The 26,010-nt window shown below is 58.2% G+C and carries 21 protein-coding genes; 12 read left to right on the forward strand and 9 right to left on the reverse strand.

The window, feature by feature from the left end; genetic code table 11:
* Nucleotides 1-181: 181 nt before the first annotated feature.
* The 8 genes from FNT36_RS04850 (at nt 182) to FNT36_RS04885 (ending at nt 11,388) form a co-directional block, all read left to right on the forward strand.
* Nucleotides 182-562, forward strand: coding sequence for a hypothetical protein (locus FNT36_RS04850; RefSeq protein WP_144844895.1), 381 nt, complete (start codon nt 182-184; stop codon nt 560-562).
* A gap of 209 nt (nt 563-771) precedes the next feature.
* Entirely contained in the window at nt 772-1,719 is a 948-nt protein-coding gene (locus FNT36_RS25895) for a hypothetical protein (RefSeq protein WP_317129593.1), read from the forward strand.
* 405 nt (nt 1,720-2,124) lie between these two features.
* The gene (locus FNT36_RS04860; protein WP_144844897.1) at nt 2,125-5,475 is read left to right on the forward strand and encodes an efflux RND transporter permease subunit; all 3,351 of its coding nucleotides are present in this window, start codon (nt 2,125-2,127) and stop codon (nt 5,473-5,475) included.
* Nucleotides 5,476-5,570: 95 nt separating this feature from the next.
* Complete coding sequence (locus tag FNT36_RS04865) at nt 5,571-6,767, forward strand: efflux RND transporter periplasmic adaptor subunit (RefSeq protein ID WP_144844899.1); 1,197 nt, start codon at nt 5,571-5,573, stop codon at nt 6,765-6,767.
* A 168-nt stretch (nt 6,768-6,935) separates the two neighbouring features.
* The gene (locus FNT36_RS04870) at nt 6,936-8,465 is read left to right on the forward strand and encodes an efflux transporter outer membrane subunit (protein WP_144844901.1); all 1,530 of its coding nucleotides are present in this window, start codon (nt 6,936-6,938) and stop codon (nt 8,463-8,465) included.
* Between the two features lie 195 nt (nt 8,466-8,660).
* Nucleotides 8,661-10,433: an ABC transporter ATP-binding protein gene (locus tag FNT36_RS04875; RefSeq protein WP_144844903.1), complete on the forward strand. Its 1,773-nt coding sequence runs from the start codon at nt 8,661-8,663 to the stop codon at nt 10,431-10,433.
* Between the two features lie 113 nt (nt 10,434-10,546).
* The gene (locus tag FNT36_RS04880; RefSeq protein ID WP_144844905.1) at nt 10,547-10,915 is read left to right on the forward strand and encodes a DoxX family protein; all 369 of its coding nucleotides are present in this window, start codon (nt 10,547-10,549) and stop codon (nt 10,913-10,915) included.
* A gap of 56 nt (nt 10,916-10,971) precedes the next feature.
* Nucleotides 10,972-11,388, forward strand: a complete 417-nt coding sequence (locus tag FNT36_RS04885) for a hypothetical protein (protein WP_233635685.1) — start codon at nt 10,972-10,974, stop codon at nt 11,386-11,388.
* Between the two features lie 110 nt (nt 11,389-11,498).
* Here the strand turns inward: FNT36_RS04885 and FNT36_RS04890 are convergent, their stop codons facing one another.
* Nucleotides 11,499-12,524 (reverse strand): SMP-30/gluconolactonase/LRE family protein, encoded by a 1,026-nt coding sequence (locus FNT36_RS04890; protein ID WP_144844906.1) that lies wholly within the window; start codon nt 12,522-12,524, stop codon nt 11,499-11,501.
* Between the two features lie 177 nt (nt 12,525-12,701).
* On the opposite strand from FNT36_RS04890, the gene FNT36_RS04895 reads away from it, so the two are divergent.
* Nucleotides 12,702-13,787: an SMP-30/gluconolactonase/LRE family protein gene (locus tag FNT36_RS04895; RefSeq protein WP_144844908.1), complete on the forward strand. Its 1,086-nt coding sequence runs from the start codon at nt 12,702-12,704 to the stop codon at nt 13,785-13,787.
* Nucleotides 13,788-13,972: 185 nt separating this feature from the next.
* Here the strand turns inward: FNT36_RS04895 and FNT36_RS04900 are convergent, their stop codons facing one another.
* From FNT36_RS04900 to FNT36_RS04920, 5 genes are all read right to left on the reverse strand, one after another.
* Nucleotides 13,973-14,962: an aldo/keto reductase gene (locus tag FNT36_RS04900; RefSeq protein ID WP_144844910.1), complete on the reverse strand. Its 990-nt coding sequence runs from the start codon at nt 14,960-14,962 to the stop codon at nt 13,973-13,975.
* 169 nt (nt 14,963-15,131) lie between these two features.
* Nucleotides 15,132-15,857 carry a class I SAM-dependent methyltransferase gene (locus tag FNT36_RS04905; RefSeq protein ID WP_144844912.1) on the reverse strand — a complete coding sequence of 242 codons (726 nt, stop codon included), beginning with the start codon at nt 15,855-15,857 and terminating at the stop codon, nt 15,132-15,134.
* A 104-nt stretch (nt 15,858-15,961) separates the two neighbouring features.
* Nucleotides 15,962-16,678 (reverse strand): DUF2459 domain-containing protein, encoded by a 717-nt coding sequence (locus FNT36_RS04910; protein ID WP_144844914.1) that lies wholly within the window; start codon nt 16,676-16,678, stop codon nt 15,962-15,964.
* A gap of 97 nt (nt 16,679-16,775) precedes the next feature.
* Nucleotides 16,776-17,222, reverse strand: coding sequence for a peptide-methionine (R)-S-oxide reductase MsrB (msrB, locus tag FNT36_RS04915; protein ID WP_144844916.1), 447 nt, complete (start codon nt 17,220-17,222; stop codon nt 16,776-16,778).
* Nucleotides 17,223-17,331: 109 nt separating this feature from the next.
* Nucleotides 17,332-17,928: an FMN-dependent NADH-azoreductase gene (locus FNT36_RS04920; protein WP_144844918.1), complete on the reverse strand. Its 597-nt coding sequence runs from the start codon at nt 17,926-17,928 to the stop codon at nt 17,332-17,334.
* A gap of 193 nt (nt 17,929-18,121) precedes the next feature.
* Between FNT36_RS04920 and FNT36_RS04925 the strand changes: the two genes are divergently transcribed.
* A complete protein-coding gene (locus tag FNT36_RS04925) occupies nt 18,122-18,484 on the forward strand; it encodes a winged helix-turn-helix transcriptional regulator (RefSeq protein ID WP_144844920.1) in 363 nt (120 codons plus the stop codon).
* A 21-nt stretch (nt 18,485-18,505) separates the two neighbouring features.
* Here FNT36_RS04925 and FNT36_RS04930 read toward each other — a convergent pair whose 3' ends face one another.
* Together FNT36_RS04930 and FNT36_RS04935 are read right to left on the reverse strand one after the other, a co-directional pair.
* Complete coding sequence (locus FNT36_RS04930) at nt 18,506-19,468, reverse strand: carboxypeptidase-like regulatory domain-containing protein (RefSeq protein ID WP_144844922.1); 963 nt, start codon at nt 19,466-19,468, stop codon at nt 18,506-18,508.
* A 121-nt stretch (nt 19,469-19,589) separates the two neighbouring features.
* The gene (locus FNT36_RS04935) at nt 19,590-21,869 is read right to left on the reverse strand and encodes an aconitate hydratase (protein WP_144844924.1); all 2,280 of its coding nucleotides are present in this window, start codon (nt 21,867-21,869) and stop codon (nt 19,590-19,592) included.
* A 213-nt stretch (nt 21,870-22,082) separates the two neighbouring features.
* Here FNT36_RS04935 and FNT36_RS04940 point away from each other — a divergent pair, with 213 nt between their 5' ends.
* Nucleotides 22,083-23,369, forward strand: a complete 1,287-nt coding sequence (locus FNT36_RS04940) for a TlpA disulfide reductase family protein (protein ID WP_144844926.1) — start codon at nt 22,083-22,085, stop codon at nt 23,367-23,369.
* 83 nt (nt 23,370-23,452) lie between these two features.
* On the opposite strand, the gene FNT36_RS04945 is transcribed toward FNT36_RS04940, so the two are convergent.
* Nucleotides 23,453-24,322: a hypothetical protein gene (locus FNT36_RS04945; RefSeq protein ID WP_144844928.1), complete on the reverse strand. Its 870-nt coding sequence runs from the start codon at nt 24,320-24,322 to the stop codon at nt 23,453-23,455.
* 192 nt (nt 24,323-24,514) lie between these two features.
* Between FNT36_RS04945 and FNT36_RS04950 the strand changes: the two genes are divergently transcribed.
* Nucleotides 24,515-25,948, forward strand: a complete 1,434-nt coding sequence (locus FNT36_RS04950) for a M48 family metalloprotease (protein ID WP_144844930.1) — start codon at nt 24,515-24,517, stop codon at nt 25,946-25,948.
* The last annotated feature ends 62 nt before the right edge of the window (nt 25,949-26,010 follow it).

Below are 26,010 nucleotides of genomic sequence, written 5' to 3' on the forward strand. Positions count from 1 at the left end.
GCAATGCAATAGGGCGCTTCTGAGCGCCTACGCGAGGACTGCTCTGGCCGGCTTGTAGCAATCCGGGGAATAGTTAGTCCGCGTATATACTCAACTATTTCGTTACTTTAGCAGCCTGCGCAGCACCCCTCCCACCCTACGGCTGCACGGCCTTCTGAGGCTGTTTTTCCCTACTTTTTGTATGATTACCCGCCTTCGCCATTACCTTATTCGCTACGCGCGGCAGCAGGCCGGCACTGTTAGCTACCTTACGCTATTGCAAGAGACTGAATTAGGGCTTAACCTGGACATTTCGCACGAAAAATCGCGGCTCAACGAAATGCTTGCCGAGATTTCGACTGAGGAGCATGCCGCTGGCCGGCCACTATTAAGCTCCTTGGTGCGCGTGCAGGGCTCTAAAGGTCAAGGCGATAACTTCTACAAGCTATGCGAGCGCCTAGGATATGGTGAGTGGCGCAGCCTGAAGCAAAACGAAGATTTTCTTAAAAGTTTGATAAAAGAGTGCCGCGAGTTTTGGCAGAAAGAAGCTAACTACACGCAGCATGTCCTCAACGAAGCCTAGCCTTCGGCTGCTCGCTGGGTAGTACCTAGCAGTCTGCAAGAAAGCCCCGACCTAGTGTCGGGGCTTTTTTTGTGCGCGATGCCTTGAGTTAGCCAAGCTAGTAGTTGCCTACAAAGCCCGGCGGCGCAACCCCCGTTCGACTTGCCTCGTTAACTCAGCAAATGCCAGCCATATCGTGCTGGCTACATTCCACCCAATCCACCTTCGCCATGAATACTAACGATGCAAACAACCCGATGAACACCGGCACCGGTGCTGGCTCTAACTACGGCACCAGCAACACCGGCACCGGCCTCGGCAACAGCGGCTTGACCAGCAACGAAAGCACCAGCTACAACGCAGGTACCGACTACAGCAGCGCTACGGGCGGCTCGACCTCGTCGTCGGCTACCGAACTTGATTCTACTACGGGCTCGCCCCTCTCTACCACTTCGCCTACTACCCCCACCAACGCCGCTGACTCGGACAGCCGTCCCGGCGACGACTACAGCGCTACCGCTAAAGGTGCCGCAGTAGCTGGCACTGCTGGTGCCGCAGTAGGCCGCGGCGTTGATGCCGTACAGAATACCACTGACCGCGCCGCTCACGCCGTGAAGGATGCCTTCACCGGCGAGAATGACAGCTACGATAACGACTACCGCGAAGGCAGCACTACGAGCGGTATCTTCCGCGACCGTAGCAGTGCCGAGCGTGCTTACCAGTCGCTGCATGAGCGCGGCTACAGCAAAGACGACGTGCATTTGATGATGTCGGACGAAACCCGTGACCGTCATTTTGCTGACAATAGCGAGCACACCGAGCTAGGTGACAAAGCAATGGAAGGTGCAGGCGTAGGCTCGGCCATCGGTGGTACGGCTGGTGCTATCATTGGCGCTATCGCAGCCATTGGCACGTCGGTAGCTCTGCCAGGCCTAGGTCTCATTATTGCTGGCCCGCTGGCCGCAGCACTTGCTGGCGCTGGTGCCGGTGGCCTCACGGGCGGCCTAGTAGGCGCGCTAGTAGGCTCGGGCATTCCTGAAGAGCATGCTACCGAATACGAAGAAGGTATCAAGAACGGTGGTATCGTGATGGGCGTGAAGCCCCGCAACGCTGAAGACTCGAAGTATTTCGAGGAGCAGTTCCGCAACAACGACGCCGACAAAGTGTACCGCTACTAAGTAGCTCCGCTTCAAAAGTCAAAAGCCTCTCCCAATTGGGAGAGGCTTTTTTTGATGCTAGGCCATTAGCTGGTGATTTGCATTTTTTCTGGCTGTCAGTCAGCCGCTAGCTCGTTGCTTCAAGAATGGCCTGCAACGTACAGGTCGGCCGGGCGTCCCTTGCGTAAGGGCTTGTCAGGTACTTCGGCAACTTACCAAACCTATGTGCTTAGTGCATGAACTAAGCAAATGAATTATTAATGAAATACTTGGCACTTACTCCTCCACCCAATTGATGGAGCAGACTAATTTGAACTTGCTGGCAACCATTCATAGCGTAGTCAGTTTTAGTACAGAATTTGGGTGCTGGCGGCGAAGGTTTATAACTAAGATACCCACCTAGGGTATGGACTATTGTAATAACGTATGTGGATAGTAAGACTAGCGCTGGCGCGGCCCTACACCTTCGTGGTGATGGCGCTGCTCATTCTAATCGGGGGCGTGCTAACGATTCAGCGCATGGCGGTGGACATTTTTCCGGACATTCCGATTCCGGTAGTGGGCATCGTGTGGACCTACAACGGCATCGCACCGGAGGAGATGAACCAGCGCATCGTGGTGCCGGTGCAGCGCTCCATTACCACGACCGTTAACAACGTAGAACACTTAGAAAGCCAGAGCCTTAAGGGCATCGGTCTCATTAAGGTATTTTTCCAGCCGGGCACCAACCCCGATGCGGGCGTTGCCCAAATTACGGCCATCACCCAAACGCTCCTGCGGGTACTGCCGCCCGGCATCACGCCGCCGCTTATTATCCGCTATTCGGCTTCCAACGTGCCGATTGCGCAAACTTCGCTGAGTTCGGAAACCCTAGGTGAGTCGGACCTCTTCGATGCGGCCAACGCCTTTATCCGGCCCGGCCTGGCGGTAGTGCAGGGCGCCTCGGTGCTGCTGCCAAATGGCGGCAAGCCCAAGCAAATAATGGTGGACCTCGACCCCGTGAAGCTTGCTGGCAAAAACCTAAGCGGCAACGACGTGGTGAATACGCTGCTGGCGCAAAACGTGATTATCCCAGCCGGCTCAGCCAAAATCGGCTCGCGCGAGTACGATGTGCGGCTTAACTCCAGCCCCGAGGCGGTTGCTACGCTTAATGATTTGCCCATTAAGACGGTAGACGGTACTACGGTGTATATCCGCGATGTAGCCTTTGTGCACGAGGGCGCGGCGGTGCAGCAAAACGTAGTGCGCCAGAACGGGCGCCGCACGGCTATTATTCCAATTCTGAAAAGTGGCTCGGCTTCCACGCTAGCTATTATTGATAAGATTAAGCAAGTGCTGCCGAACATTCAGGCCAATGCTCCTCCGGGTCTGAATATCAAACTCTTGTTTGACCAATCGTTTTTCGTGCGGGCCAGCATCAAGGGCGTAATCATTGAAGCTAGCATCGCGGCGGGCCTCACGGCGCTCATGATTCTGCTGTTTTTGGGCTCGTGGCGCTCGACCCTCATTATCGCCATCAGCATTCCGCTTTCGATTCTGGTCAGCATCATCGTGATGAATATTCTGGGCCAGACCCTGAATATTATGACCCTAGGTGGCCTTTCGCTGGCCGTGGGCATCTTGGTCGATGACGCGACGGTGGAAATAGAAAATATCCACCGCAACATGGGCCAGAAAAAGGGCCTCAAGCGCAGTATTCTGGATGGGGCGCAACAGATTGCGACGCCCGCGCTGGTAGCCACGCTGGCTATTTGCATCGTGTTCGTGCCGGTGTTTTTCTTAGGTGGGGTGGCCTCGGCCATTTTCGCCCCGCTCGCCACGGCGGTTATTTTCGCCATGCTGGCTTCGTACATTCTTAGCCGGACACTGGTGCCAACGTTAGTGATGTATTTGCTCCGCAAGGAGTTGCCCATCTATCACGCCCAGGAAGAAGAGGAGGTGCCAAGCGCCCACTTCCGCAACGGCCGCGAAGTGCCGCAGCACGAGCGCGACCTGGCGCGCCTGCGCCGCCAGCAGTTTGAGAAAGAGCACCCCAGCGGCACACCCGAAGAGGAAGCCGAGGAGCCTATCACCGATGCCGAGCGCAAGGCCGCCGATGGCATCACTAAAAGCTGGGTGTGGCGCTTGCACACGGCGTTTGAGCACCAGTTTGAGAAGTTTCGGGCCGTTTATACCAGCGCGCTCGACTGGGCATTGGATAACCGTAAGAAGGTAGTGACAGCCTTCGCGGTACTGTTTATCGGCTCGCTAGGGCTGTACCCGTTCATTGGCCAAAACTTCTTCCCAACCGTGGATGCCGGCCAGCTGCGCTTGCACATTCGGGTACCCACCGGCACGCGGGTAGAGGAAACCGAGCGCCGCTTCCGGCAGGTGGAAGAGGTTATTAAGCAAGTGATTCCGAAAGATGAGTTGGATTTGGTACTAGATAATATTGGCTTGCCAGCCATTCCGATTAATCTCATTCTCAGCGACAATCCTACCATCGGGGCGGGTGACGGCGAGATATTGGTGAGCATGCACGAGGAGCACGGCCCCACCGGTGAGTACATCGAGGAAATCCGCCGCCGCATTCACAAACAGTACCCCGACCTGGTTATCTTCTTCCAGCCTGCCGACATCGTAAACCAGACGCTGAACTTCGGTCTGCCCGCCCCCATTGATATTCAGGTATCGGGCCGCGACAAGGCTGCCAACAAGCGCATTGCCGAGGAGCTGAGCAAAAAGGTGGGCGCCGTATCAGGCGTTGTTGATGCATTTGTATACCAAGCATTTGACCAGCCACAGATTCGCCTCGACATCGACCGGGTGCGGGCGCAGCAGGCCGGCCTCACGCAGCGCGATATTGCCAACAACGTGCTCGTCAACCTGTCATCGAGTACCCAAACTAACCCCAACCAGTGGCTGAATCCGCAAAACGGCGTGAGCTACACCGTGGCTGTGCAAACGCCTCCGCGTGACCTCTCGACCACCGACGCGCTAGGCAACATCACCGTAACCGGCGCCACGCAGCCTAGCCCGCAGTTGCTTACCAGCTTTGCCCAATTGCGCCGCACCGAAACTACAGCCGTGGCTTCGGACTACAACATTCAGCGCACCGTGGATGTGTACGCCAGCGTGAGCCAGCGCGACCTAGGCGGCGTGAGCGGCGACATCCGTAAAATCATCGCGGCGGCGCAGAAGGAAGCGCCTAAGGGCACGACCATTACCCTACGCGGGCAGTCGGAGTCGATGCGGACCTCCTTTATCGGCCTAGGGCTGGGTGTAGCGGGTGCTATTCTGCTGGTTTACTTGCTGATGGCGGTGAACTTCCAGAGCTGGCTCGACCCGCTCATCATTATTACAGCGCTACCGGGTGCATTGGCGGGCATCCTCTGGATGCTCTTTATTACCCAAACCACGCTCAGCGTGCCGGCCCTCATGGGTGCCATCATGTGCATTGGGGTAGCCACAGCCAACTCGATTCTGCTCGTCACGTTCGCCAATGAACGCCGCGAAGAAGAACCAGACCTCGACCCGCGGGATGCAGCTCTAGACGCTGGCTTCACCCGCCTACGCCCGGTACTAATGACGGCCCTGGCCATGATTATTGGCCTATTACCCATGTCTTTAGGCATGGGCGAGGGCGGCGAGCAAAACGCTCCCCTGGGTCGCGCCGTGATTGGCGGCCTAACACTAGCTACGATAACAACCTTGTTTTTTGTGCCGATTATGTTTTCTTATCTGAAGAAGAAAGAAGAGCAACCGGCCGAGGCGGAAGCACAAGCACAAGCGGCGTAACCCACTTTCCCGCGCCCTCCCCCAAAAGAGGATACGGGGAAATGATGCTCACCACGCCTGCTCACGCTACTATAGTTTATAAGTAATCCATCTGAATGTCAACCGAAGAACGAAATAGCGGCAGTGGTCGCTTCTGGCTGCTTATCATTATTGCCTTAGTTGTATTTGCAGGGCTGTTCGTGCTGGGCTGGCTGCCGCGCCACCGCCGCGACACCGCCCGCGACGAAGAAAAGCAGGAGCAGCAGACGGCCAAGCCCGTCGTGACCGTGCAGCCCGCCAAAGCCGCCCCCGATACCACCAGCGTGACCCTCCCCGCCGACCTACGCTCGCAGCACGAAACCGAGCTGTTTGCCCGCGTCAATGGCTTTGTGCAGAGTTGGAAGGCCGACATTGGACAGCGTGTGCGGCGGGGCCAGGTGCTGGCTACTATCACCACGCCCGAGCTCGACCAGCAGATAGCACAGGCCCAGGCCAACTTGGCACTAGCCCGCACCTCGTTTGGCCGTTTGCAGAGCGTGACGCTGCCCGGTGCTATTTCGAAGCAAGAACTAGATGCCGGCCAGGCGCAGTATCTAGCTCAGCAGGCCGTGGTGAAACAGCTACAAGCCCAGCGCTCGTTTCGGCAGGTAATCGCACCTTTCAATGGCACCGTGACCCAGCGTAATGTGGATGTGGGCACGCTCGTGACGGGGGGCAACGCTACTGGCTCGCAGCTCTTTAAGGTAGAGCAAACTGACACGCTCCGCGCCTTTGTGGACGTGCCGCAGAACTTCGTGCCTAGCATCAAGCGTGGCTTGTCGGCCAGCATCATCGTGCCCGAATTTCCAAACAAGCCTTTCAAAGGCATTGTGGCTCGCGATGCCGAAGCCCTCGACCCGCAAACCCGCACCCTACGCACCGAAGTGCGCCTGCCCAACCGCCAGGGCCAGCTGCGCCCCGGCACCTACGGCCAGGTACGCTTCAAGCTACCGCAAACTGCGCCCACTGTCCTTATCTCAGCCAACGCATTGGTACCCAGCGGTACCGAGCAGAAAGTAGCGGTGGTGCAAGATGGTAAAGTTCACTACCAAAACATCGTGGTAAGCCGCGATTTTGGCGCAAATCTCGAAGTCAGCCAGGGACTGAAGGGTGGCGAAATGCTGGTTATCAACCCCGGCGAAAACCTCACCGAAGGCCTCGAAGTGGGCACCAAGCTAGCCGAGGCACCTAAGAAACCCGCCGGCCCAGCACCCGCCGCACCGCGTCCTAACGACCCCGACGCGCCGCGCGTATCGTCGCCGCTAGGCAAGTAGTTATTCAGTTGGTTGCTAATACTTTGCTGAGTCATGCAGCGCGCAGCGAAGCATCTCGCGTGTTCACATCTGCGAACGTTGGAATTTGCTGCGCCGCACGAGATGCTTCGCTGCGCGCTGCATGACAGACGCGCTAAGCGACCAAGAACTAGACATTAATTTATCCGAATGCGTAGTACCCCTCTTATCTTATTAGGCTTAACCCTAGGTGGCTGCGCAGCCACGCGCTATCACTACGACCCGCCCACCCAGGCCATCCCTACAGCCTGGAAAAATGCGCATCCGGCCGACTCTCTAGGTCGCATTCAGCCCGAGCGTCCCGTAGCTGCGCCCACCGAAGCCCCGCCGCAGCTGAGCCAAACCCCAGCCGCCGGGCCGTGGTGGGCGGTGTTTAATGACACGACCCTAACTCGGCTCGAAACCCAGGCTAACGCGCTCAACTTCAGCACGCGAGCGGCGGTGGCCCGGGTTGAGCAGGCGCGGGCGCAACTGCGCATTGCCGATGCCCAGCGGGCGCCGGTGGTGGCTATTGCGCCCTCCACGTATTACTCGCAGTTGTCGGCGCTGCGGCCCCGGCAGGCGTCGGCCATTCCGGCCGTAGCGGTCAATCAAAACCAGTTTTACGTACCCGTCAATGTAAATTATGAGGTAGACCTATGGGGCCGCCTTCGGCGTAATGCCCAGGCTGCCACCGCCAACCTACAAGCCACCGAAGACGACGAGCAGGCCGTGCGCCTGACCGTAGCCGCCGATGCCGCTAACGCCTACTTTAGTTTGCGCGGCCTCGATGCTGAGTTACTAGTACTCGATAGTGCCCGCCAGGCGCGCCGCTACAACGTGCAGCTCACTAGTGCCCGCTTTAAGGCTGGTGTGGACAACGAAATCGGCGTGCGCCGCTCCGAAACCGAGCTGGCCAATGTAGAAGCCAGCGCTGTGGAGCTACGTCGCCAGCGCGCCGGCCTAGTGGCTTCGCTCTCGACCCTTACGGGCCGTCCGGCAAGCAGCTTTGTGCTGCCCTCGGTGCAGCCCGATTCGGTGGGCCCAGTTATTCCGATACCCGACCAACGCCAGGTGCCGGCCACGCCACCCGGCCCGCTGCTGCCCGCGGCGCCCGTTATTCCGGCCAACGTGCCGGCCCAGCTGCTCGCCCGCCGCCCCGACCTGCGCCGCGCCGAGCGCCTCACCGCCGCCGCCGACCTGCGCGCCAAAGCCGCCCGCCTGGCCCGCCTGCCCACGCTACAACTCAATGGCTATATCGGCCCCCAAACCACCAACGTAGGCGACCTTCCCAAGCTAGCCAATGCCTATACCTACTACGTGGGCGGCGGCTTCAACATCCCCATCTTCGACGGGGGCCGCCTGCGCGGCAACCAGCAGCTAGCTGAGGCCCAGACCAACGAGGTAGTTGCCAATTTCCGCAACCTCACCCTTACGGCCTACGAGGAAGTGGAAACTGCCCTAGCCGACGTAGCTAGCAGCCAGGCCCAGCTAGCCGCCCAGCAGCGCGCCCTGCGCGCCGCTCGCCTCGCCGGCCGCCTTACACTAGAGCGCTATCGTCGCGGCCTCACCGACTACTTCGCCGTGGTCGATGCCGACCGCCAAACTCTCGATGCCGCCCGCCTTGTGGTGCAAACCCAAACCACACAGCTTCGTGCTGCCGTGCAGCTAGTGCGCACCCTAGGCGGCGGTTGGCAATAGGCTTTAACCGTCTGTCATGCTGACGAAGGAAGCATCCTGCGTGGTGCAGTAATGTTACTCAACTAGTAAGCAGGCGGACAAGATGCTTCCTTCGTCAGTATGACAAACGGTTAGTTATCGCTTCCTAACGGTTCACAAAATCGCTACTTCTCTGTTGTCTCCGCGCCGGGCCACCCGCCCGGCGCTTTTGTGTTTATGAAACTACTCTACTCCTACCTGCGCCACTACTGGGGCCTACTGGCGCTGGCGCTGCTGCTGGCAGCTACCAACCAGATTTTCTCGCTGCTCGACCCGTACATTTTCCGCAAGCTGGTCGACCATTTTACGCCGAAAGAGGGCGGCGCGGGCTTTCATATCGTGCCGTTCTGGCCCTTTTTCAAAGAGGCGATACCTTATATCGGGCTTATGCTAGGTGTCGCCATGGTGTCGCGTGTGGCTAAGAACTTCCAGGATTACTACGTCAACGTGATTACCCAACGGCTGGGGGCGCAGCTGTACTCCGATGGGCTGCGGCACTCGCTCGATTTGCCTTATCAGGTATTTGAGGACCAACGCTCGGGCGAGACCCTAGGCAAGCTTCAGAAGGTGCGTATCGATGTAGAGAAGCTAATTCAAGGCTTTGTCAACGTGCTATTTACGGCGTTGGTGGGCATCATCTTCGTGATGTGGTACGCCATCAGCGTGTACTGGCCTATTGCGCTGGGGTACTTCCTCACTATTCCGCTGCTGGGCATCTTGAGCTTTGCGCTGAGCAAAAAAATCAAGGTTATCCAGAAGACCATCGTGGGTGAGACTACGGCCCTGGCCGGCGCCACCACCGAAAGCCTGCGCAACATCGAGCTGATTAAAAGCCTAGGTTTGGCCCAGCAGGAAACTAAGCGCCTCAACGGCATCACCGACCGCATCCTGAAGCTGGAGCTGCGCAAGGTGCGCTACCTGCGCTCGCTAAGCTTTGTGCAGGGCACGTTCGTGAACTTGCTACGCAACGTTATCATCTTGCTGCTTTTGTATTTGCTGGTGCAGCGACACATCAGCCTAGGTCAGTTTTTCTCGTTCTTTATTTACTCGTTTTCCATTTTTGGGCCGCTGCAAGAGCTGGGTACTATCATTGGGTCGTACCGCGAAGCCGAGGCCTCGCTGGGCAATTTCCAGCAGATTCTGGACACGCCCCGCGACGTGAAGCCCGCCCACCCGCAGCCCATCGCCAAAATCGAAACACTGGCCTTCGACCACGTAGTATTTAAACACCTCACCGCCCCCGCTCCAGCACTGGCCAGTATTTCGTTTGGGGCCAAGCTCGGCGAAACCATCGCGTTCGTCGGCCCCAGCGGCTCGGGCAAAACCACGCTCGTGAAGCTACTCGTGGGCCTCTACCCCGCCCAGAGCGGTCAGATTCGCTACAATAATATTCCGAGCACGGAGGTGGACCTAGACCAGTTGCGCGAGCAAATTGGCTTCGTGACCCAGGACACGCAGTTGTTTGCTGGTACCATTCGCGAAAACCTGCGCTTCGTGGCCCCCCACGCCACCGATGCCGAGTGCCTCGCCGCCCTGCACCAGGCGGCGGCCGATTCGCTACTGGCCCGCGCTCCGCAGGGCCTCGACACCGTGCTTGGCGAGGGCGGCGTGAAGGTGAGCGGCGGCGAAAAGCAGCGCCTCAGCATCGCCCGCGCCCTGCTGCGCCACCCTACCTTACTGGTATTCGACGAGGCTACGTCGGCCCTCGACTCGCTTACAGAAGAGGAAATCGGCCGCACGGTGCGCGAGCTGTCGGGCTCGCGCCAGCACATCACGGTGCTCATTGCGCACCGCCTCAGCACCATCTTGCACGCCGACCGCATTTTCGTGCTGGAGCGCGGGCAGGTAGCCGAGCAGGGCCGCCACGAGGAGCTGCTGGCCCAAAAAGGCCTGTACTACGCCATGTGGCGCCAGCAGATTGGCGAGCGCAAAGAAGTGGCGGTGGGGTAACGATTAGTAACCAAGAAATCAGCTGGCTGGCCCTAAGTAACGACTTCAACGCTGCGCTTGCTAAAGGCAGTCGGAGCGCCTTACCTTGCACCTGCTCACCTCATTCTCTCACCATGTCCTCTACCCGCAATATCATCGCCTGGATTCTTCAAATTCTGCTGGCCGTTGCCTTTATCGCGTCGGGCGGCAACAAGCTGTTGCATCTCGCCGACACGGTGAAAGGCTTTGGTGGCATGGGCTTTCCGAGCTGGTTTGCCTATTTCATTGCGGCGGCCGAGGTGCTGGGCGGCATCGGCCTACTGGTGCCGCGCTTTACGCGCCCAGCGGCCTTAGGCCTTCTACTTATTATGATTGGCGCGGCCTACGTGCACACCACCAAAATTCCGGGCGGCCTGCTGCCTAATGGGCTACCGGCGCTGGTGCTACTAGTGCTGCTCATAGTGGTGTATCTGCTGCGTCGCCCCGCGGCTGCCCGCGCTTAAAATTGCTTTCATAGAAGAATGATGGCGCAGCCAATGCGCCGCTATTCTTAGTTCAAATGGAATCTCCCGCCGAAACCGAAGAAGTATACGCCATTCCGGCCTCCTACCGGAAGATGGAAAACCTGCACATCCTGTTCTGGCTCGTCAAGGACATTAGCTGGTGCATGATTTGGAAAACGCTGGGCATCATCATGGTTTTTCCAACCTTGAGTATCGCCCTGCTTATCACCTGGCGCACGCGCGGCATCAAAGCCGAGCTGGCGCATAACCTAGCCATTGTCTTCTGGATTTCGGCCAACTCGTACTGGATGATGAGCGAGTTTTTTGGCTTCGACACGGTGCCCATCGGCACCATTACCGATGGCAAGCATCTGGCGATTATTCCATTTAGCATTGGGCTGTTCATTCTGCTGTACTACTACATCGTGCAGAAACCCCGCGAAACCCGCGAGGACCAAGTGGCGACGTTGTAACTATATCCGTCCTGCAGAGTGCAGCGGAGCGTCTCGCGTGGTGCAGTAAAATCAACCGTATTAATTACTGCGCCACGCGAGATGCTTCGCTGCGCTCTGCAGGACGATTTTTACCTTCCTGGCACGCCCTGGGCCAGGGTCTTGATGCGGCACACGAAGGTGGTGGCCATCAGGTATAAGGAGTGGCCATCGTCGCCCCAGGCACAGTTGGCCACTACCTCGCCGGGGTCGATAGTGCCTAGGTGCTGACCTTGGGGCGAGAGGATGAGCAGGCCACCCACCCCGGCCGCGTACACGTTGCCGGCTTGGTCTACTTTGAGGCCGTCGGGCACTTCTTTGAAGCGGATTTTGGGTAGGCTAGCCATGTCGAAGAAGGTGCGGCGTTTGCCTAGTTTACCGTTCTTACCTACCTCATAGGCCAGGATAACGGGCCGCAGCGAGTCGGCATTAGACACATAGAGCGTGCGGCCATCAGGACTGAAGGCGAGGCCGTTGGCGCGAGCTACGTCGGTTATTTCGGCCGTTACCTGTCCATCGGGGGCGCGGCGAAATACGCCCGTGAAAGCTAGCTCGCGGGCGGGTTCGGGACTCTTTTTGCTGAGCAAGCCGAAGGGCGGGTCGGTGAAATATAGGGTGCCATCGGGCGCGGCCACTACATCGTTGGGGCTGTTGTAACGCTTGCCTTGGTAGTTGTCGGTGAGGGTGCGCTTGCCGCTTTTCTGCCCTAGGGGCAGGCTGGCGATGCGGCGGTCGCCGTGCTCGGCGAGCAATAGATTGCCGCGGCCATCCAAGGCCAGGCCGTTGCTGGAGGGCTCGTCACTGTAGGGCAGGCGGCCGGTGTAGCCGGTGTGCTCCAAGAACTTCGAGTGGCCACCCTGCGCTTTCCAGCGGTAGATGGTTTGGGTTTTGGTATCTGAAAAGAGCAACATGCTGCTATCGGGCACCCACACCGGGCCCTCGACATGGGTATGGCCCGAGGAGATAATTTCGAGCGGCGCGCCGGGCGCAATTAGCTGGTCGAGGGCGGGCTGCTGGCGCACTACGCGGCCAGTGGTGAGATAAGGTGCTTGGGCCACCACCGGCCCGGCCGCCAGCCCTAGGGCCACCCAGGCACTACAAACAATCGAAAAACGCATAGCTAACGCAAGGAAAAAGGGCGGATACGCTCGCGCCTGCCAAAGGCTTACCCAGCTCTGCGCCCGAATGTTGCACCGCTGAGCTTTTCTCAACCCTATCCGCACGCGGCCGTAGGAACAGCTTGCGCGCCTCGCCGCGAAACCTTCCGCGCCGTTCGCGGTGAAAAATTCTACCGTATGCGCTTCCCTCTGCTTTTTGCCTGCCTGCTGTCCATGCTTTCCGCCGCCGCGCAAGACTTAAAAATCCCGCTCGAAGAAGTGGCTCAAACCGGCCGCCACCAGCCCATCGGCGTGGGTATTTCGCACAAGGGACGCATTTTCATGACGTTCCCCAAAAAGAAGAACGATAAAAACTACGAATACGATTATGGCCTGGCCGAAATCGTGAACGGCCAGCGCCGCCCCTACCCCAACGCTCTCTGGAACCAGTGGGACTCGACGCAGGCCGCTACCCGCTTCGTAAATGTGCAGGCCGCCGTAGTCGATGCCGACGATAATCTCTGGGTGCTCGACCCCTCGAATCCAGATGACCAAGCACCCGTCATTGCCGGCATCAAGCTCTTAAAAATCAACCTAGGGATGAACAAAGTCGAACGCATCTACCGCTTCGAGGACTTGCCCCGCGAGCGCACCGGCCTCAACGATGTCCGCATCGACACGCGCCGGCAGCTGGCTTACATTTCCGACCCTGTGCTGGCTGGCATCGTGGTGCTCGATTTGAAAACCGGCAAGAGCCGTATCGTGCTGCAAGGCCATAAATCGACGGCCACCGAGCCGGGCTTCGTGCTGCGCCTCGATGGCAAGGAAGTAAAAGACAAATCGGGTAAGCCCTTCAGCAGCAACGTCAACGGCATCGCGCTGCCGCCCAATGGCAAGTATTTCTATTACCGCGCCATCAACCAAACCAAGCTCTACCGCATTGCCACCGAGTACCTCGCCAACCCTGCCCTAGGTAGTGCCGAACTGGCCACCCACGTCGAAACAGTGGGCGAAACCGGTGTGAGCCACGGCATGCTCTCCGACGAAGCAGGCAACATCTACCTCTCCGATTCGCCCAATTACGCCATCCGCCGCGTGACGCCCGCTGGCCGCCTCGAAACCTTGGTGCACGACCCACGCCTGAGTTGGCCCGATACCTTCGCCCTAGGCTATGACGGCTACTTGTACCTGACCGCCACGCAAATAAATCGCGCCCCGAAGTGGAACGGCGGCGAAAGCAAGGTCGATTACCCGTTCCGTTTGTATCGGATTAAACTGCCGTAAAACCCCACCCCCGGCCCCCTGGCCCCTACCCCCTCCGGGAGAGGGGAGCCGGACGATTATTATTGTAAGCAAAAGAGCCTTTAGCGTACTGCTAAAGGCTCTTTCCTTAATTAACGTTTGTTTGCGGTCGGCTCTCCTCTCCCGGAGGGGGTAGGGGCCAGGGGGCCGGGGGTGGGGTTAATGCGCTACCAAAGCTGGTGCACCTGTGGCCTAATCATGCGGTCGTACACGCCGCGTACGGCGGCCAACTGCTCAGACGTCAAGGCTGGGATTTCTTCTGTTTTCAGGTTTGATAGCAGCTGCTCTGGCTTCGACGCGCCGGGGATAATGCAGCTAACCTCCGGGAACATCAATATCCAGCGCAGGGCCACTGGGGCCAGATTAGGCTGGTCGGGGAAAATCTTTTTCAGCTCTTCCACTGCCGCTAGGCCGGTGTTGTAATCTACTCCCGAGAATGTTTCGCCTTTATCAAACGCCTCACCATTGCGGTTGAAGTTGCGGTGGTCGTCTTTGTCGAAAGTAGTCTGGGCTGAGAACTTGCCCGTGAGCAGGCCGCTGGCCAGTGGCACCCGCACAATTACGCCCACGTCGCGGCGCTGGGCCTCTTTGAAGAGCAATTCGGCCGGGCGCTGCCGGAACATATTGAAAATCACTTGCAGCGTGGTCACGTTGGGGTACTCGATGGCTTTCAGGCCTTCCTCTACCTTTTCCACGCTCACGCCTAGGTTCTGGATTTTACCTTCTTCCTTGAGGCGGTCGAATACCTCAAAAATTTCGGGGCGGTAGTACACTTCCGTGGGCGGGCAGTGCAGCTGCACGAGGTCGAGGGTGTCGAGGCCCATGTTGCGCAGGCTGTCCTCCACGAAGCCGCGCAGGGCGGCGGGCTGATAGGCCTCGGCGGTGTGGGGCTGAAGGCGACGGCCACACTTGGTAGCCACGTAGATGCGCTCGCCGGCGCGGCTGCGCACGAGGCGGCCCACGGCCTTTTCACTTTCGCCGTCGCCGTACACGTCGGCCGTGTCGATGAAGTTGATGCCCGCGTCTACGGCGGCGTTTAGGATATGGTCGGCGTTGTCGTGGCTGAAGGGCTCGCCCCATTTGCCACCTACCTGCCAGGTGCCGAGGCTGATTTCAGAAATGGAGAAGCCGGTTTTGCCGAGGGTGCGGTGCTGCATGAAGGGTGGGTTTTGAAACAAGAAAAGCGGACCTAGGCCCGCTTTTGTAACTCGTAAACGGCCCTAGGGTTGCCAGTTGCGCGGGCTTTAGCTTCGCTGACTTTCAGTTGTAGTCTGCGTTTGGTTTGATGTTCGCCAGTAAACGCGGGCAACCAAGTCCGCATAACGGCTAAATCTTGCCTTCGCCCACGCACGTCACACCGAATAACTTATTCGCCGATGCGATTTTCATCTCTACCGACGTCAAGCCCAGCAAGATATTATTGACCACAGGGCTGAATGGCCGCATATTGGAAGCCGCATCTTTACCCTTCAGATTATCGAGTTGGCGCACGGTCCATATCATTGGAAACAGGCCGCCGTAGAGGTAGTAATTGCTGATTTTGCGGAAACCCGCCGTTTGCAGCACTTTGCGTAGCATCGGAATTTTGTAGCGCCGGTAGTGCCCTAGGTACACGTCGTGCCCACTCCAAAGCGACTGAAACGCCGGCACTGTGATAAAGAAGTAGTTATTGTCGCCCACACAAGCTGCCTTCACGCTTTGCAGCATGGCTAGGTCATCTTCGATGTGCTCGAGCACGTCCATCATCACCACCAGCCCATTCTCGATGGTGGCCGGAATGCTATGGACTTTCTCAATTTTCTGGCCCTGCGTCAAGGACATTTCTTCTAGCGAGTAGCCCGTATCGACGAGGTATACCTTGCTGATGGCGTCGCCATACAGCTTTTCGAGCTCGATGGCGAAGAAGCCCGACCCCGACCCAATATCCACAATGGTTAGTGGCTTGCCCCCGGCCAGCGCTTTTTTGGCGTAGTTGAGCAGCGGCAGCTTTTTGCTTTGGTAATACCAATGCACGTGCGGGTCAACGCCAGCTTCGAGTTCCTTTAAATCCATGCGGCTACGAAAATTCTTGCTTTAATACAGTGCGTAAATATAGCCCGGCACTGAGTTGTCGCCGTTGTGCGCCGCTGCGCACCCAGGCTACGCGCTAGCCTCGGCTACTCCGTTGCGGCTTTGGGTGCGTAGTGCCGAAACAGCCCGCCCGCAATGGGCGTCCAAAGCGCGGCGCGCTGGCCACTGACTTTCAGTCCGTTATTTGCCCACGTATTGCAGGTGTGCCAAAAGCTGTAGGCCCACTGGCCTTCGTAAAAGGCATCGTGCCCAGCATAGGTGTGGCCCGGCAGGTACTGCACGCGGCCATCGTCCCCCGGCCGAAAGCTGCCCTGCACGTAGGCAACTAGCCGAGCGTACTGGTCGGGGGTGAGCTCCAGGCGCACGCAGGTGGTGCTGGGTGCCAGCTCGCTCTGCTTGTAAAAAGTAGTGTGCATGGCCGACGTACCTAGGTGAAACGCCGCCCGAAAGGCAATTGGAAACGTAAGGTCGCCCCAGCCCGGAATGTAGAAAAAGCCTTTGTCGCCCCAGCCGAAGGCGAGGTAGTCGTAGCCCGCGCTATCGCGGCTGGTGGTGTGGGCGTATTTTATCTGCCGGCTCCAATCTACTTGGGCGGTGCGCACGGGCAGCACCAGGTCGGTGTGCACGCCATTGGGCGTGTAGACATACACCGGGATGCGAGGCCCGCCCGGCGGCACCGGCTCGGCCGCCACCGGAATAAGTGCCAGGCCAAACGCGGCGGCCACATACAGCAGCAATACGGCCACGAGCCCACCTAGAGCATAGCCAATCGCTTTTAGAGTTTTACGGAAGAAGTTGCTCATGCCCAGCAAACATAACGCGGCTGTCCCATTGCGCAGGTTTGCGGCTTGCATTCATCGGGCGGCACGCTAATTCAGGCAGACTATAACGCCCGCGCAACTACTCCGCTAGCCGCACCAAGCTCGCTGAGTTTATGCAGTAGCGCAAGCCACTTGGCTCTGGCCCATCGGGGAAAACGTGCCCTAGGTGCCCGCCACACACGTTGCAAACGGCCTCCATGCGCTGCATGTGGTGGCTGTCATCGAAAGCATACCGAATGGCGTTTTTGGCCACCGGCTGCGTAAAGCTCGGCCAGCCCGACATGGCGTGGTACTTCGTGCCCGCGTCAAACAACACGCTGCCGCAACCCGCGCACGCGTACACGCCCGGCTCGTAGCTGCGGCAGTACGCGTTGCGATACGGCGGCTCGGTGCCTCGCTGCCGCAATACTTGGTACTGCGCCGGGGGTAGCTGTGCCTGCCACTCGGCCTCGGTTTTCTCGACGCGGCGAGGCGGCTCGGGGTTACTGTATTTGGCGTAGTAAAGGATGTCTTTCCAGCGTAGCACGGCAGCATAATAAAAAGCCTAGCTGCTTGGCAGCAGCTAGGCCCACTATGAAAATGTAGGAGTATAAGCCAGCAAGCTCCCTACGGAATTTATGTACTGGCCGGTTGCGCTACACTAGTACGCTGTCCAAGCCTTTTTGCATGGCATTCTCTTGAAATTCAGGCAACTTCAAGCCTTCAGCCCGCGCTATGGTTACATCAGTCATACCTAGGAAGCTTAGCATCCAACGCAAGTAGGGCGCGACGAAGTCATAAGCCTGCATCGGCCCCTCGGAGTAGATGCCGCCGCTGGCAATGGCTACGTATACCTTCTTCCCAGTAATCAAACCCTCTGGGCCAGTAGGCGTGTAGCGGAACGTGATGCCTGCCCGCGTCAGGTGGTCGAGCCACGATTTGAGCGAAGCTGGCACCGAAAAATTGTAGAAGGGCACACCGATGACAAGCACGTCGGCTGCCATTATCTGGGCAATGGCTTCATCGGAATGGCGCACGGCCGCCTGCTGCTCGGGCGAGCGGCCTTCGGCCGGTGTAAAATAGGCTTGCAGGTGCGCCTCTTCGAGGTAAGGCAGCGGGTCAGCAGCTAGGTCTCGCACCACTACCTGGCCGCCTGGGTGCGCAGCCAAAAGCTTATCAATAATGCCTTGACTCAATTGGGTGCTTTGCGAAGCAGCACCCCGGGAGCTGGAAATAATTTGCAGAATATGCATGGTAAATTGGTTGGGAAGAAGATGTTTAAACAGCGGCTTTCCGAGCTAACCCTTAGCCCGCGCGAAGCCGATTTGATTACAGAAAGTAATCAGATGTCTGTTTGTTGTTATCTTGAGCCAATTACAGATTACCTGCTAGTTGCATGATTACGCCTAGGTAATCACCTAGCCCCATCTTCCTCAGTCTATACTTATGCTCCGCCACGACATCGCGCAGTGCTCCGCCACTCTTTCTCCTTTACGCAGCGCCTTGGCCGTTGTCAGCGGCAAGTGGAAGCTTCAAATCTTAGTGGCGCTGATGTCGGGCGCCCGACACTTCCGCGGCCTAGAGCGCAGCGTACCCGGCATTTCGACCAAGGTGCTGGCCAAAGAACTAAAAGACCTGGAAGCGCACCAACTCATCGCTCGCACGGTGCACCCCGGCCCGCCGGTAGTAGTGGAGTACGAGGCGCTGCCCTACGCCCACACCCTGGCCCCCGTCATCAGCACCTTGCGGGAGTGGGGCCAGCAGCACCAGCAGCGCCTAGGTACCCTACTTGACACCTTAGAGCAATAAAGCTATTGGGGAGAAGTCCTCCTACCGGCCGACCGGCTTTCTCGTGCGTCGCCGCTCAATAGTAAAGCCCACTCTAGTAGTTACCTCCGTGTACAGACCTAGTTTATTGAAGCTCAAGCCGACCGAGTACCTTTTGAATTGTGTCTCTAGGCCGCTTTGAAACTGCCAGTAATCTTGCCACCAGGCTAATCGTCCGGTTGCTACGAGTGAAAGATTAACAGTCCGGGAATCGTTAAGATGAATAAAGAAGGGATAGTCAACACCTGCTTCTAGGCCAGTTCTAGCTGCAGAAATTTCCTCAACTGCATAGGTAAGCCTGCCAACGGCCAAATACACAGGTACCGCCCTACTTATCAGCTTGCCGGTATACGTTGCGCTAGCGGTGTAGCGGGTATAGACAAACCCCCGCTCGCCCAATCGCACGCGCTGGTAGCTGGCAGCTACGTCTACATTATGGTCGCAGTCTACAAATAGATTGTCGAGGGCCAGCGTGGCATTGCGCTGGTAGTTAGCAGCCCCACCCTGGTAACCAAACTCTGCTCGCAAAGAGCCCATGCTATGCCGCCCATGAATGAGGTATGGATAGAAGACTTTTACCTTGCCACCCAGCGGGGTATAGTGCAACCCACTTAAAAGTGAAAGCTCTAAGTGTTTATGATAGAAGAAATCTAAATGGCAAGCTGCTTTCAAGCGCACGGGAGCTAGTACCGTCGTATCCCTCGTAAGGATAATCTTTCTTTCCAGCGGCTCAAACCCAACAAACGAAAACACAAGAGTCACCGTGTCGCGCGAAATGGCTAGCTGAAAGTTGCCCTGCGTATCAGTCGTTGTGCCTACTTCCGAGTTTTTCAGTGCTACGGTCACGCCAGGCAGTGCCTCCTTGCTTGAATTATCCTGTACCGTGCCACGCACTATTTTTTGCGCTTGCACAGCCGGCACCATACCTAGCAGCAATAACCAGATTAGTCCGTAGATTTTTTTCATACCTAGTTCGCCTAGCTGTTATAGCCTAGATGCCACAGACCTGAGTTTTACACATAGCACTAAACAAAACGGCCGCCTCGGTTTCCCGAGGCGGCCGTAATCATACTTAGCAGAGCAGTACTTACGCTGCTACGCCGCTTTCCTGCAACTTAATGAGGTTCAGAGCCGAGCCGGCCTTAAACCAGCCAATTTGGCCTTCGTTGTAGGTGTGGTTTACCGTGATGAGGTCGGTATCGCCGTCGGCGTGGCGCAGGCGCACTTGCAGCGGCTGGCCGGGAGCAAACGTGCCGAGGCCGAGGATGTCAATTTGGTCGTCTTCTTCGATGAGGTCGTAGTCGGCCTTATTGTCGAAGGTGAGGGCCAGCATCCCTTGCTTCTTGAGGTTGGTTTCGTGAATACGAGCGAAGCTTTTCACCAGCACAGCGCGCACGCCTAGGTGGCGGGGCTCCATGGCGGCGTGCTCACGCGAGCTGCCTTCACCGTAGTTCTCATCACCTACCACGATGCTACCGATACCTAGGCTCTTAAGCGTGCGGGCAGCCTGCGGCACTGGCACGTAAGGCTCGCCCTGGATGCCGCTCGACTTCACGGAGTTGGTTTCCCCGTTGAAGGCGTTGGTAGCACCGATGAGCATGTTGTTCGAGATGTTGTCTAGGTGGCCGCGGAAGCGCAACCACGGGCCGGCCATCGAGATGTGGTCGGTGGTGCACTTGCCCTGAGCCTTGATGAGCAGGCGCAGACCTACGAGGTCAGTGCCTTCCCATGGCTTGAAGGGCTCTAGGAGTTGCAGGCGGTCCGAGGTGGGCGCTACCAGCACCTGCACACCCGAGCCATCGGCGGCAGGAGCCTGGAAGCCAGCATCTTCTACGTCGAAGCCACGGGGGGGCATTTCTACACCCTGGGGCTCGTCGAGCTTCACGTTGCCGCCGTTGCCGGGCAGCGTGTCGGTGAGGGGGTTGAAGGTCAGGTCGCCAGCGATAGCGAAGGCAGTCACGATTTCGGGCGAAGCCACGAAGGCGTGCGTGTTGGGGTTGCCGTCGTTACGCTTGGCGAAGTTGCGGTTGAAGCTCGTGATAATCGAGTTCTTGCGCTTGGGGTCGTCGGTGTGGCGAGCCCACTGGCCGATGCACGGGCCGCAAGCATTAGCCAGCACAACACCGCCCATTTCGGCGAAGGTGTCGAGCAGACCGTCGCGAGCTACCGTGTAGCGCACTAGCTCCGAGCCGGGCGTGATGGTGAACTCAGCAGCTACGTGCAGGCCTTTATCTACGGCTTGCTTCGCTACGCTGGCAGCGCGGGTGATGTCTTCGTACGACGAGTTAGTGCACGAGCCAATCAGACCCACTTCTAGCTTCTCGGGCCAGCCGTGCTCTTTTACAGCGGCAGCAAACTGCGAAATCGGCCACGCAGCGTCTGGGGTGAAGGGGCCGTTTACGTAAGGCTCTAGCGTGTTGAGGTCGATTTCGATGAGCTGGTCGTAGAACTGAGCGGGGTCAGCGTACACCTCGTCGTCGGCGCGCAGGTGCGCAGCTTGGGCACGAGCTAGGTCAGCGATTTCGGCGCGGCCGGTGCCACGCAGGTAGTCACCCATTTTCTCATCGTAGGCAAATACCGAGGTCGTAGCCCCGATTTCGGCGCCCATGTTGCAGATGGTGCCTTTGCCAGTAGCCGAGAGGCTCTCAGCGCCTTCGCCGAAGTACTCTACGATAGCGCCGGTGCCGCCTTTTACGGTCAGGATGCCAGCTACTTTCAGGATTACGTCTTTAGCCGAAGTCCAACCGCTCATTTTGCCGGTCAGCTTCACGCCAATCACTTTCGGGAATTTCAGCTCCCAGGGCATGCCCGCCATTACGTCTACGGCGTCGGCGCCGCCTACACCGATGGCAATCATACCTAGGCCACCCGCATTGGGAGTGTGCGAGTCGGTGCCAATCATCATGCCGCCGGGGAAGGCGTAGTTTTCCAGCACTACCTGGTGGATGATGCCCGCGCCCGGCTTCCAGAAGCCAATGCCGTATTTATTAGATACCGAGGCCAAGAAGTCGTACACTTCTTTGTTCTCGTCGTTGGCGATGGCGAGGTCTTCGGTAGCGCCGTCTTTAGCTTGGATAAGGTGGTCGCAGTGCACCGTAGAGGGCACGGCGGTTTTGTCTTTGCCAGCTTGCATAAACTGCAAGAGGGCCATTTGGGCAGTGGCGTCCTGCATGGCCACCCGGTCGGGGGCAAAATCCACGTAGCTTACACCGCGCTGGTAGGCCGTACCTACTTTGCCACCGTAGAGGTGAGCGTAAAGGATTTTTTCGGTGAGCGTGAGCGGGCGGCCAACGGCCGTGCGGGCGGCTTCGATGCGCGCGCCGAGGCCCGCGTACACGGCCCGAATCATATCAAGGTCAAACGCCATAAGGAGTGAGAGTGGGTTTTTAGCTTAGGCGCAAAAGTAACTCGTAGTCTAAGCAAGTTGGTAGTAATCGGCGGATTTAGGGCTATACTTAGAAGTTGTCCAAATAATACCCCATTATTACCTTAAGTAGGTATACGTTTTTTAATCAGCCACAGTCATCTATTGTAACTAAGGACTGCACTTGCTGGTTTTAACGCTTCTACCTTTCCTTCTATGAAAGTTATTCCTCTTGTACTCCTAGGTGCCGGGCTGCTGGCGGGCTGCCACTCAGGCACTAGCACTAGCTCGGCCGAAACGGGCACTACCTCGGCAGCCACGCTGCTCACGCCCGGCCCCTGGCGCGGCGAGCTGGCCATTCAGGGGCAACAGCTGCCCTTCCTGTTCGAAGTCAAAACTGAGGGCGGCAAGCCCGTGGTGTACCTCATCAACAAAGGCCTGAACGGCGAGGAGCGCCTGCGCTGCGATGAGATTTCGGCAGCCGGCGATTCAGCCACCATCCGGCTACACGTCTTCGACGCAGCGCTGGTAGTGCGCGCCGACGGCAAAGACAAGCTGAAAGGCACTTGGGTGAAGTATGACGCTAAGACGCCGTACCGAGTGCCGCTGACAGCCGAGGCAGGGGAACCGCTCGTGCCCATTCCAATAAAGGATACGCCTTACCTGAATGGAACTTGGAACGTTACGTTTCGAGATGGGGAGAACACGTATCCAGCGGTCGGAATTTTTCAGCAGCAGGATAACCAAGTGACGGGCACTTTCCTTACGAGCACTGGTGACTACCGCTACCTGAGTGGCAAGCTAATAGGGCAACACCTACGCCTTAGCACCTTCGACGGAAGCCATGCCTTCCTGTTTGAAGCCAATGACAACTCTGCCAAGCGAGAGATTCAGCTTAAGTCACTTACCGGCGACTTCTACTCCGGTAAATCGGGCCATGAAACCTGGACCGCTACTCTCGACCCCAAGGCCAAGCTGCCCGACGCCGACACGCTTACCTATCTCAAAAAAGGTGAGTCGCGGCTAAACTTCAAGTTTCCAAGCGTGGTGCAGGGCGGCAGCATCTCCCCCACCGACCCCAAGTACCGGGGCAAGGTGGTTGTCATTCAGGTGCTAGGCTCGTGGTGCCCCAACTGCATGGACGAGACCAAGTTCTTGGCGCCTTGGTATGAGAAGAACAAAGCGCGCGGCGTTGAAATCATTGGCCTAGGGTACGAGCGCATGCCCGAATATGACCAAGCCGCGGCCCGCCTGCGCCAAATGAAAGAGCGCCTCAATGTGGGCTATGACCTCGCCGTGGCGGGCGTGTCAAACAAAGACTCGGTAGCCAAGTCGATGCCGCAGTTAGCTAAGTTTCTGGCCTTCCCCACTACCATCTTCTTGGATAAGAAAGGCGTGGTGCGCACCATCCATACGGGCTTTAGTGGGCCGGGCACCGGCAAGTACTACGAGGAGGAAACCGCCCGCTTCAACCGCACCGTGGACAAGCTGCTGAAAGAGTAACCTAGGTATTTAAACAAGGAACGGGCGGCGCAAGAAAGATTATCTTCCTTGCACCGCCCGTTCCTTGTTTAAATACCTAGGGCCTACTGCCCAGCTAGCTGGGCGCTGGTGCGCAGGCTAAGCGGCGAGTACGAATACTGGGGGCCACCGCCCCGCATGCCGCGCATGCCACCCATACCGCCCATGCCCCCGTAGCCACCCATACCACCGCCATTCATGGCGCTATATGGGTCGTTGGAGCTGTCAGACTTGGGCATTTTGGGCTTCATGCCGGCCAGCGTAACGCCCACCGTAGCGGCTTGGCCCGTGGCTAGGGTCGGCACCCGGCGGTAGATAAGCCGTAGCGGCACGGCCAGCTCATAAATGAGGTTGCCCTGGGCATCGAGGTCGAGGGCGGCTTTGATACCTAGCTGCGACTGGGCATCGGTGAGCACCGGCTCTTTACTGCCGCGGAAATTGAGCAGCTCCATTTCCTTGGCGCCTAGCAGCACCTGACGCAGGCGGGCTTGGTGCTCGGCCAGGCGCTCGGCGGCCGAGGGGCCCATGGCGCCGGCCGGCCGCTGCTCGCCCCTAGGTAAGGACTCGAGGTCGATGGGCAGCGGAAAGCGGATACCGAGTTGCTGCTGGTTGCGGCCCGTAGTATCGAGCCACACTACCATACCTATATACACAAACCTGGCCTGCGTGCTGGCATCGTTCGCCTTCAGGCGCAGGTACATGGTGCGGGTATCGTTGAGGACTTGGTACTGCAGCTTGCTGTTGTTGTCGTACTGCAGCGAGTCGGTCCACTCGGTGGCCTTGCCGTCGATGGTAGGCGGCGTAGCTACAAAGACACTTTTGATTTTGGCAGGTGGCAGCTTGGGGCCGCCTAGGTGGGCAGCGGGCTGGTGGGTAGCCATGCCAAGCAGGGCAACGGCCGGCAGCAGCGCCAGCCAGGAAAATAAGAAGCGCATAAGATTCAAGCAGCGGTGGACTACAAAACTACGTCACCCCAGTACGTCGGCCGTGACGCAGGCCGTGCACCTACGTAAACGCCGGGTTGGCCGCATTCTTGCCTAGGTGCCAGCAAGTAGCCGGCAGCAAGACAACCTTAGCCGTTGTTTTGCGTGTTGCAGCTACCCAATAACCTCTACCTTACTCTTCCCATGCCCTTCCCTTTTTTCCGCGCTGGGGCGATTGCGCTACTCTTTCTGCCACTTGCCGGGCTAACACCACGCCCGGCCGCCCACCCTACTGCCGTGGCAATGCCGCTGCAAGGCGCCAAGCCCGACCCACAGGTCATTGCCCAGTTTGGGATGTTCGAAAACCCTAAGCTGCAACAGTACATTGCGACCCAGGGCAAAAAAATGACGGCCATTTCGGACCGTCCCGGCGACTATGGCTTCACCATTGTCGATTCGCCCATTATCAACGCCTTTGCCACGCCCGACGGCCACGTGTACTTCACGCGGGGCATTATGGCCTATTTCAACAACGAAGCGCAGTTTACTGGCGTGCTCGGGCACGAGCTGGGGCACATTACGGCCCGCCACGGCCAGAAGCAGCAAACCAAATCGACGATTGCCAGCATAGGACTACTGCTAGGGCAAGTAGTGGCGCCGCGCGTGATGCAGTCGGTAGGCGGGCTCGCGCAGCAGGGCATTCAGCTGGGCCTGCTGAAGTACAGCCGCGATGCCGAGAACGAGGCCGACGTCCTAGGGGTGAAATATTCGTCTAAAGTTGGGTACGACGCCTCGCAGATGGCCGACTTCTTCCTGACCCTAGAGCGCACCGAGAAAGCTAGTGGTGGCGGTAGCACGCCGGGCTTCCTCTCGACTCACCCCAACTCGGCCGACCGCTACCAGCGCGTGAAGGCCCTGGCTGCCCAAACCAAGCAAACGCTCGGCAACCGCACCCTCACGGTTAACCGTGACAGCTACCTGCGCTCTATCGACGGCCTACCCTATGGCGAAGACCCGCGCCAAGGCTTTGTGGAGAGCGGCGTATTTTTCTTGCCCGAGCAAAAGCTGCGCCTGCCCGTGCCCTCAAGCTGGAAAACCCAGAACTCGACCGACCAATTTCAAATGGCTGAGCCCAACGGCAAGGCAGCGCTCATCCTCACCTCAGCCGGCACGGGCACGCTCGATGCCGCCGCTCAGGCCCTGGTTAAGCAAGTCGGCCTAAGCTCGCCTAGCTCGCAGCAAACCACCATCAATAGCTTCCCAGCCTTGGTGGTAGAAGGCGACCAAGCTGCCCAAGACCAGCAGAGCGCCCCTACCCACGTACGCGCCTACCTCATCCAGGATGGCAAAAGTGTGTATGCCCTCATTGGCCTGGCGCCCAACTCATCGTTCGCCACCTACGCCCCACAGTTTGCCAACGTGGCCCAGGGCTTTCAGCGCCTCACCGATGCCAGCAAGCTCAACCGCCAGCCCGAGCACGTCCGCGTAAAGACGGCCACCGCAGCCACTACCCTCGCCTCGGCGTTGGCCGCCAACGGCGTGCCAAGCAGCCGCTACGAAGAAGTAGCCATCCTCAACGGCATGCAAACCAACTCGAAGCTCACCAAGGGCATGTTGTACAAGGTGATAGCTAAATAAGCCACGGCCTCAGGTCTAGGTTCCAGCCAAGGCTTATCAATAAGAAAAGTAGCCTTGTGTCA

It is taken from the genome of Hymenobacter setariae, assembly GCF_007713685.1.
Lineage (GTDB): Bacteria > Bacteroidota > Bacteroidia > Cytophagales > Hymenobacteraceae > Hymenobacter > Hymenobacter setariae.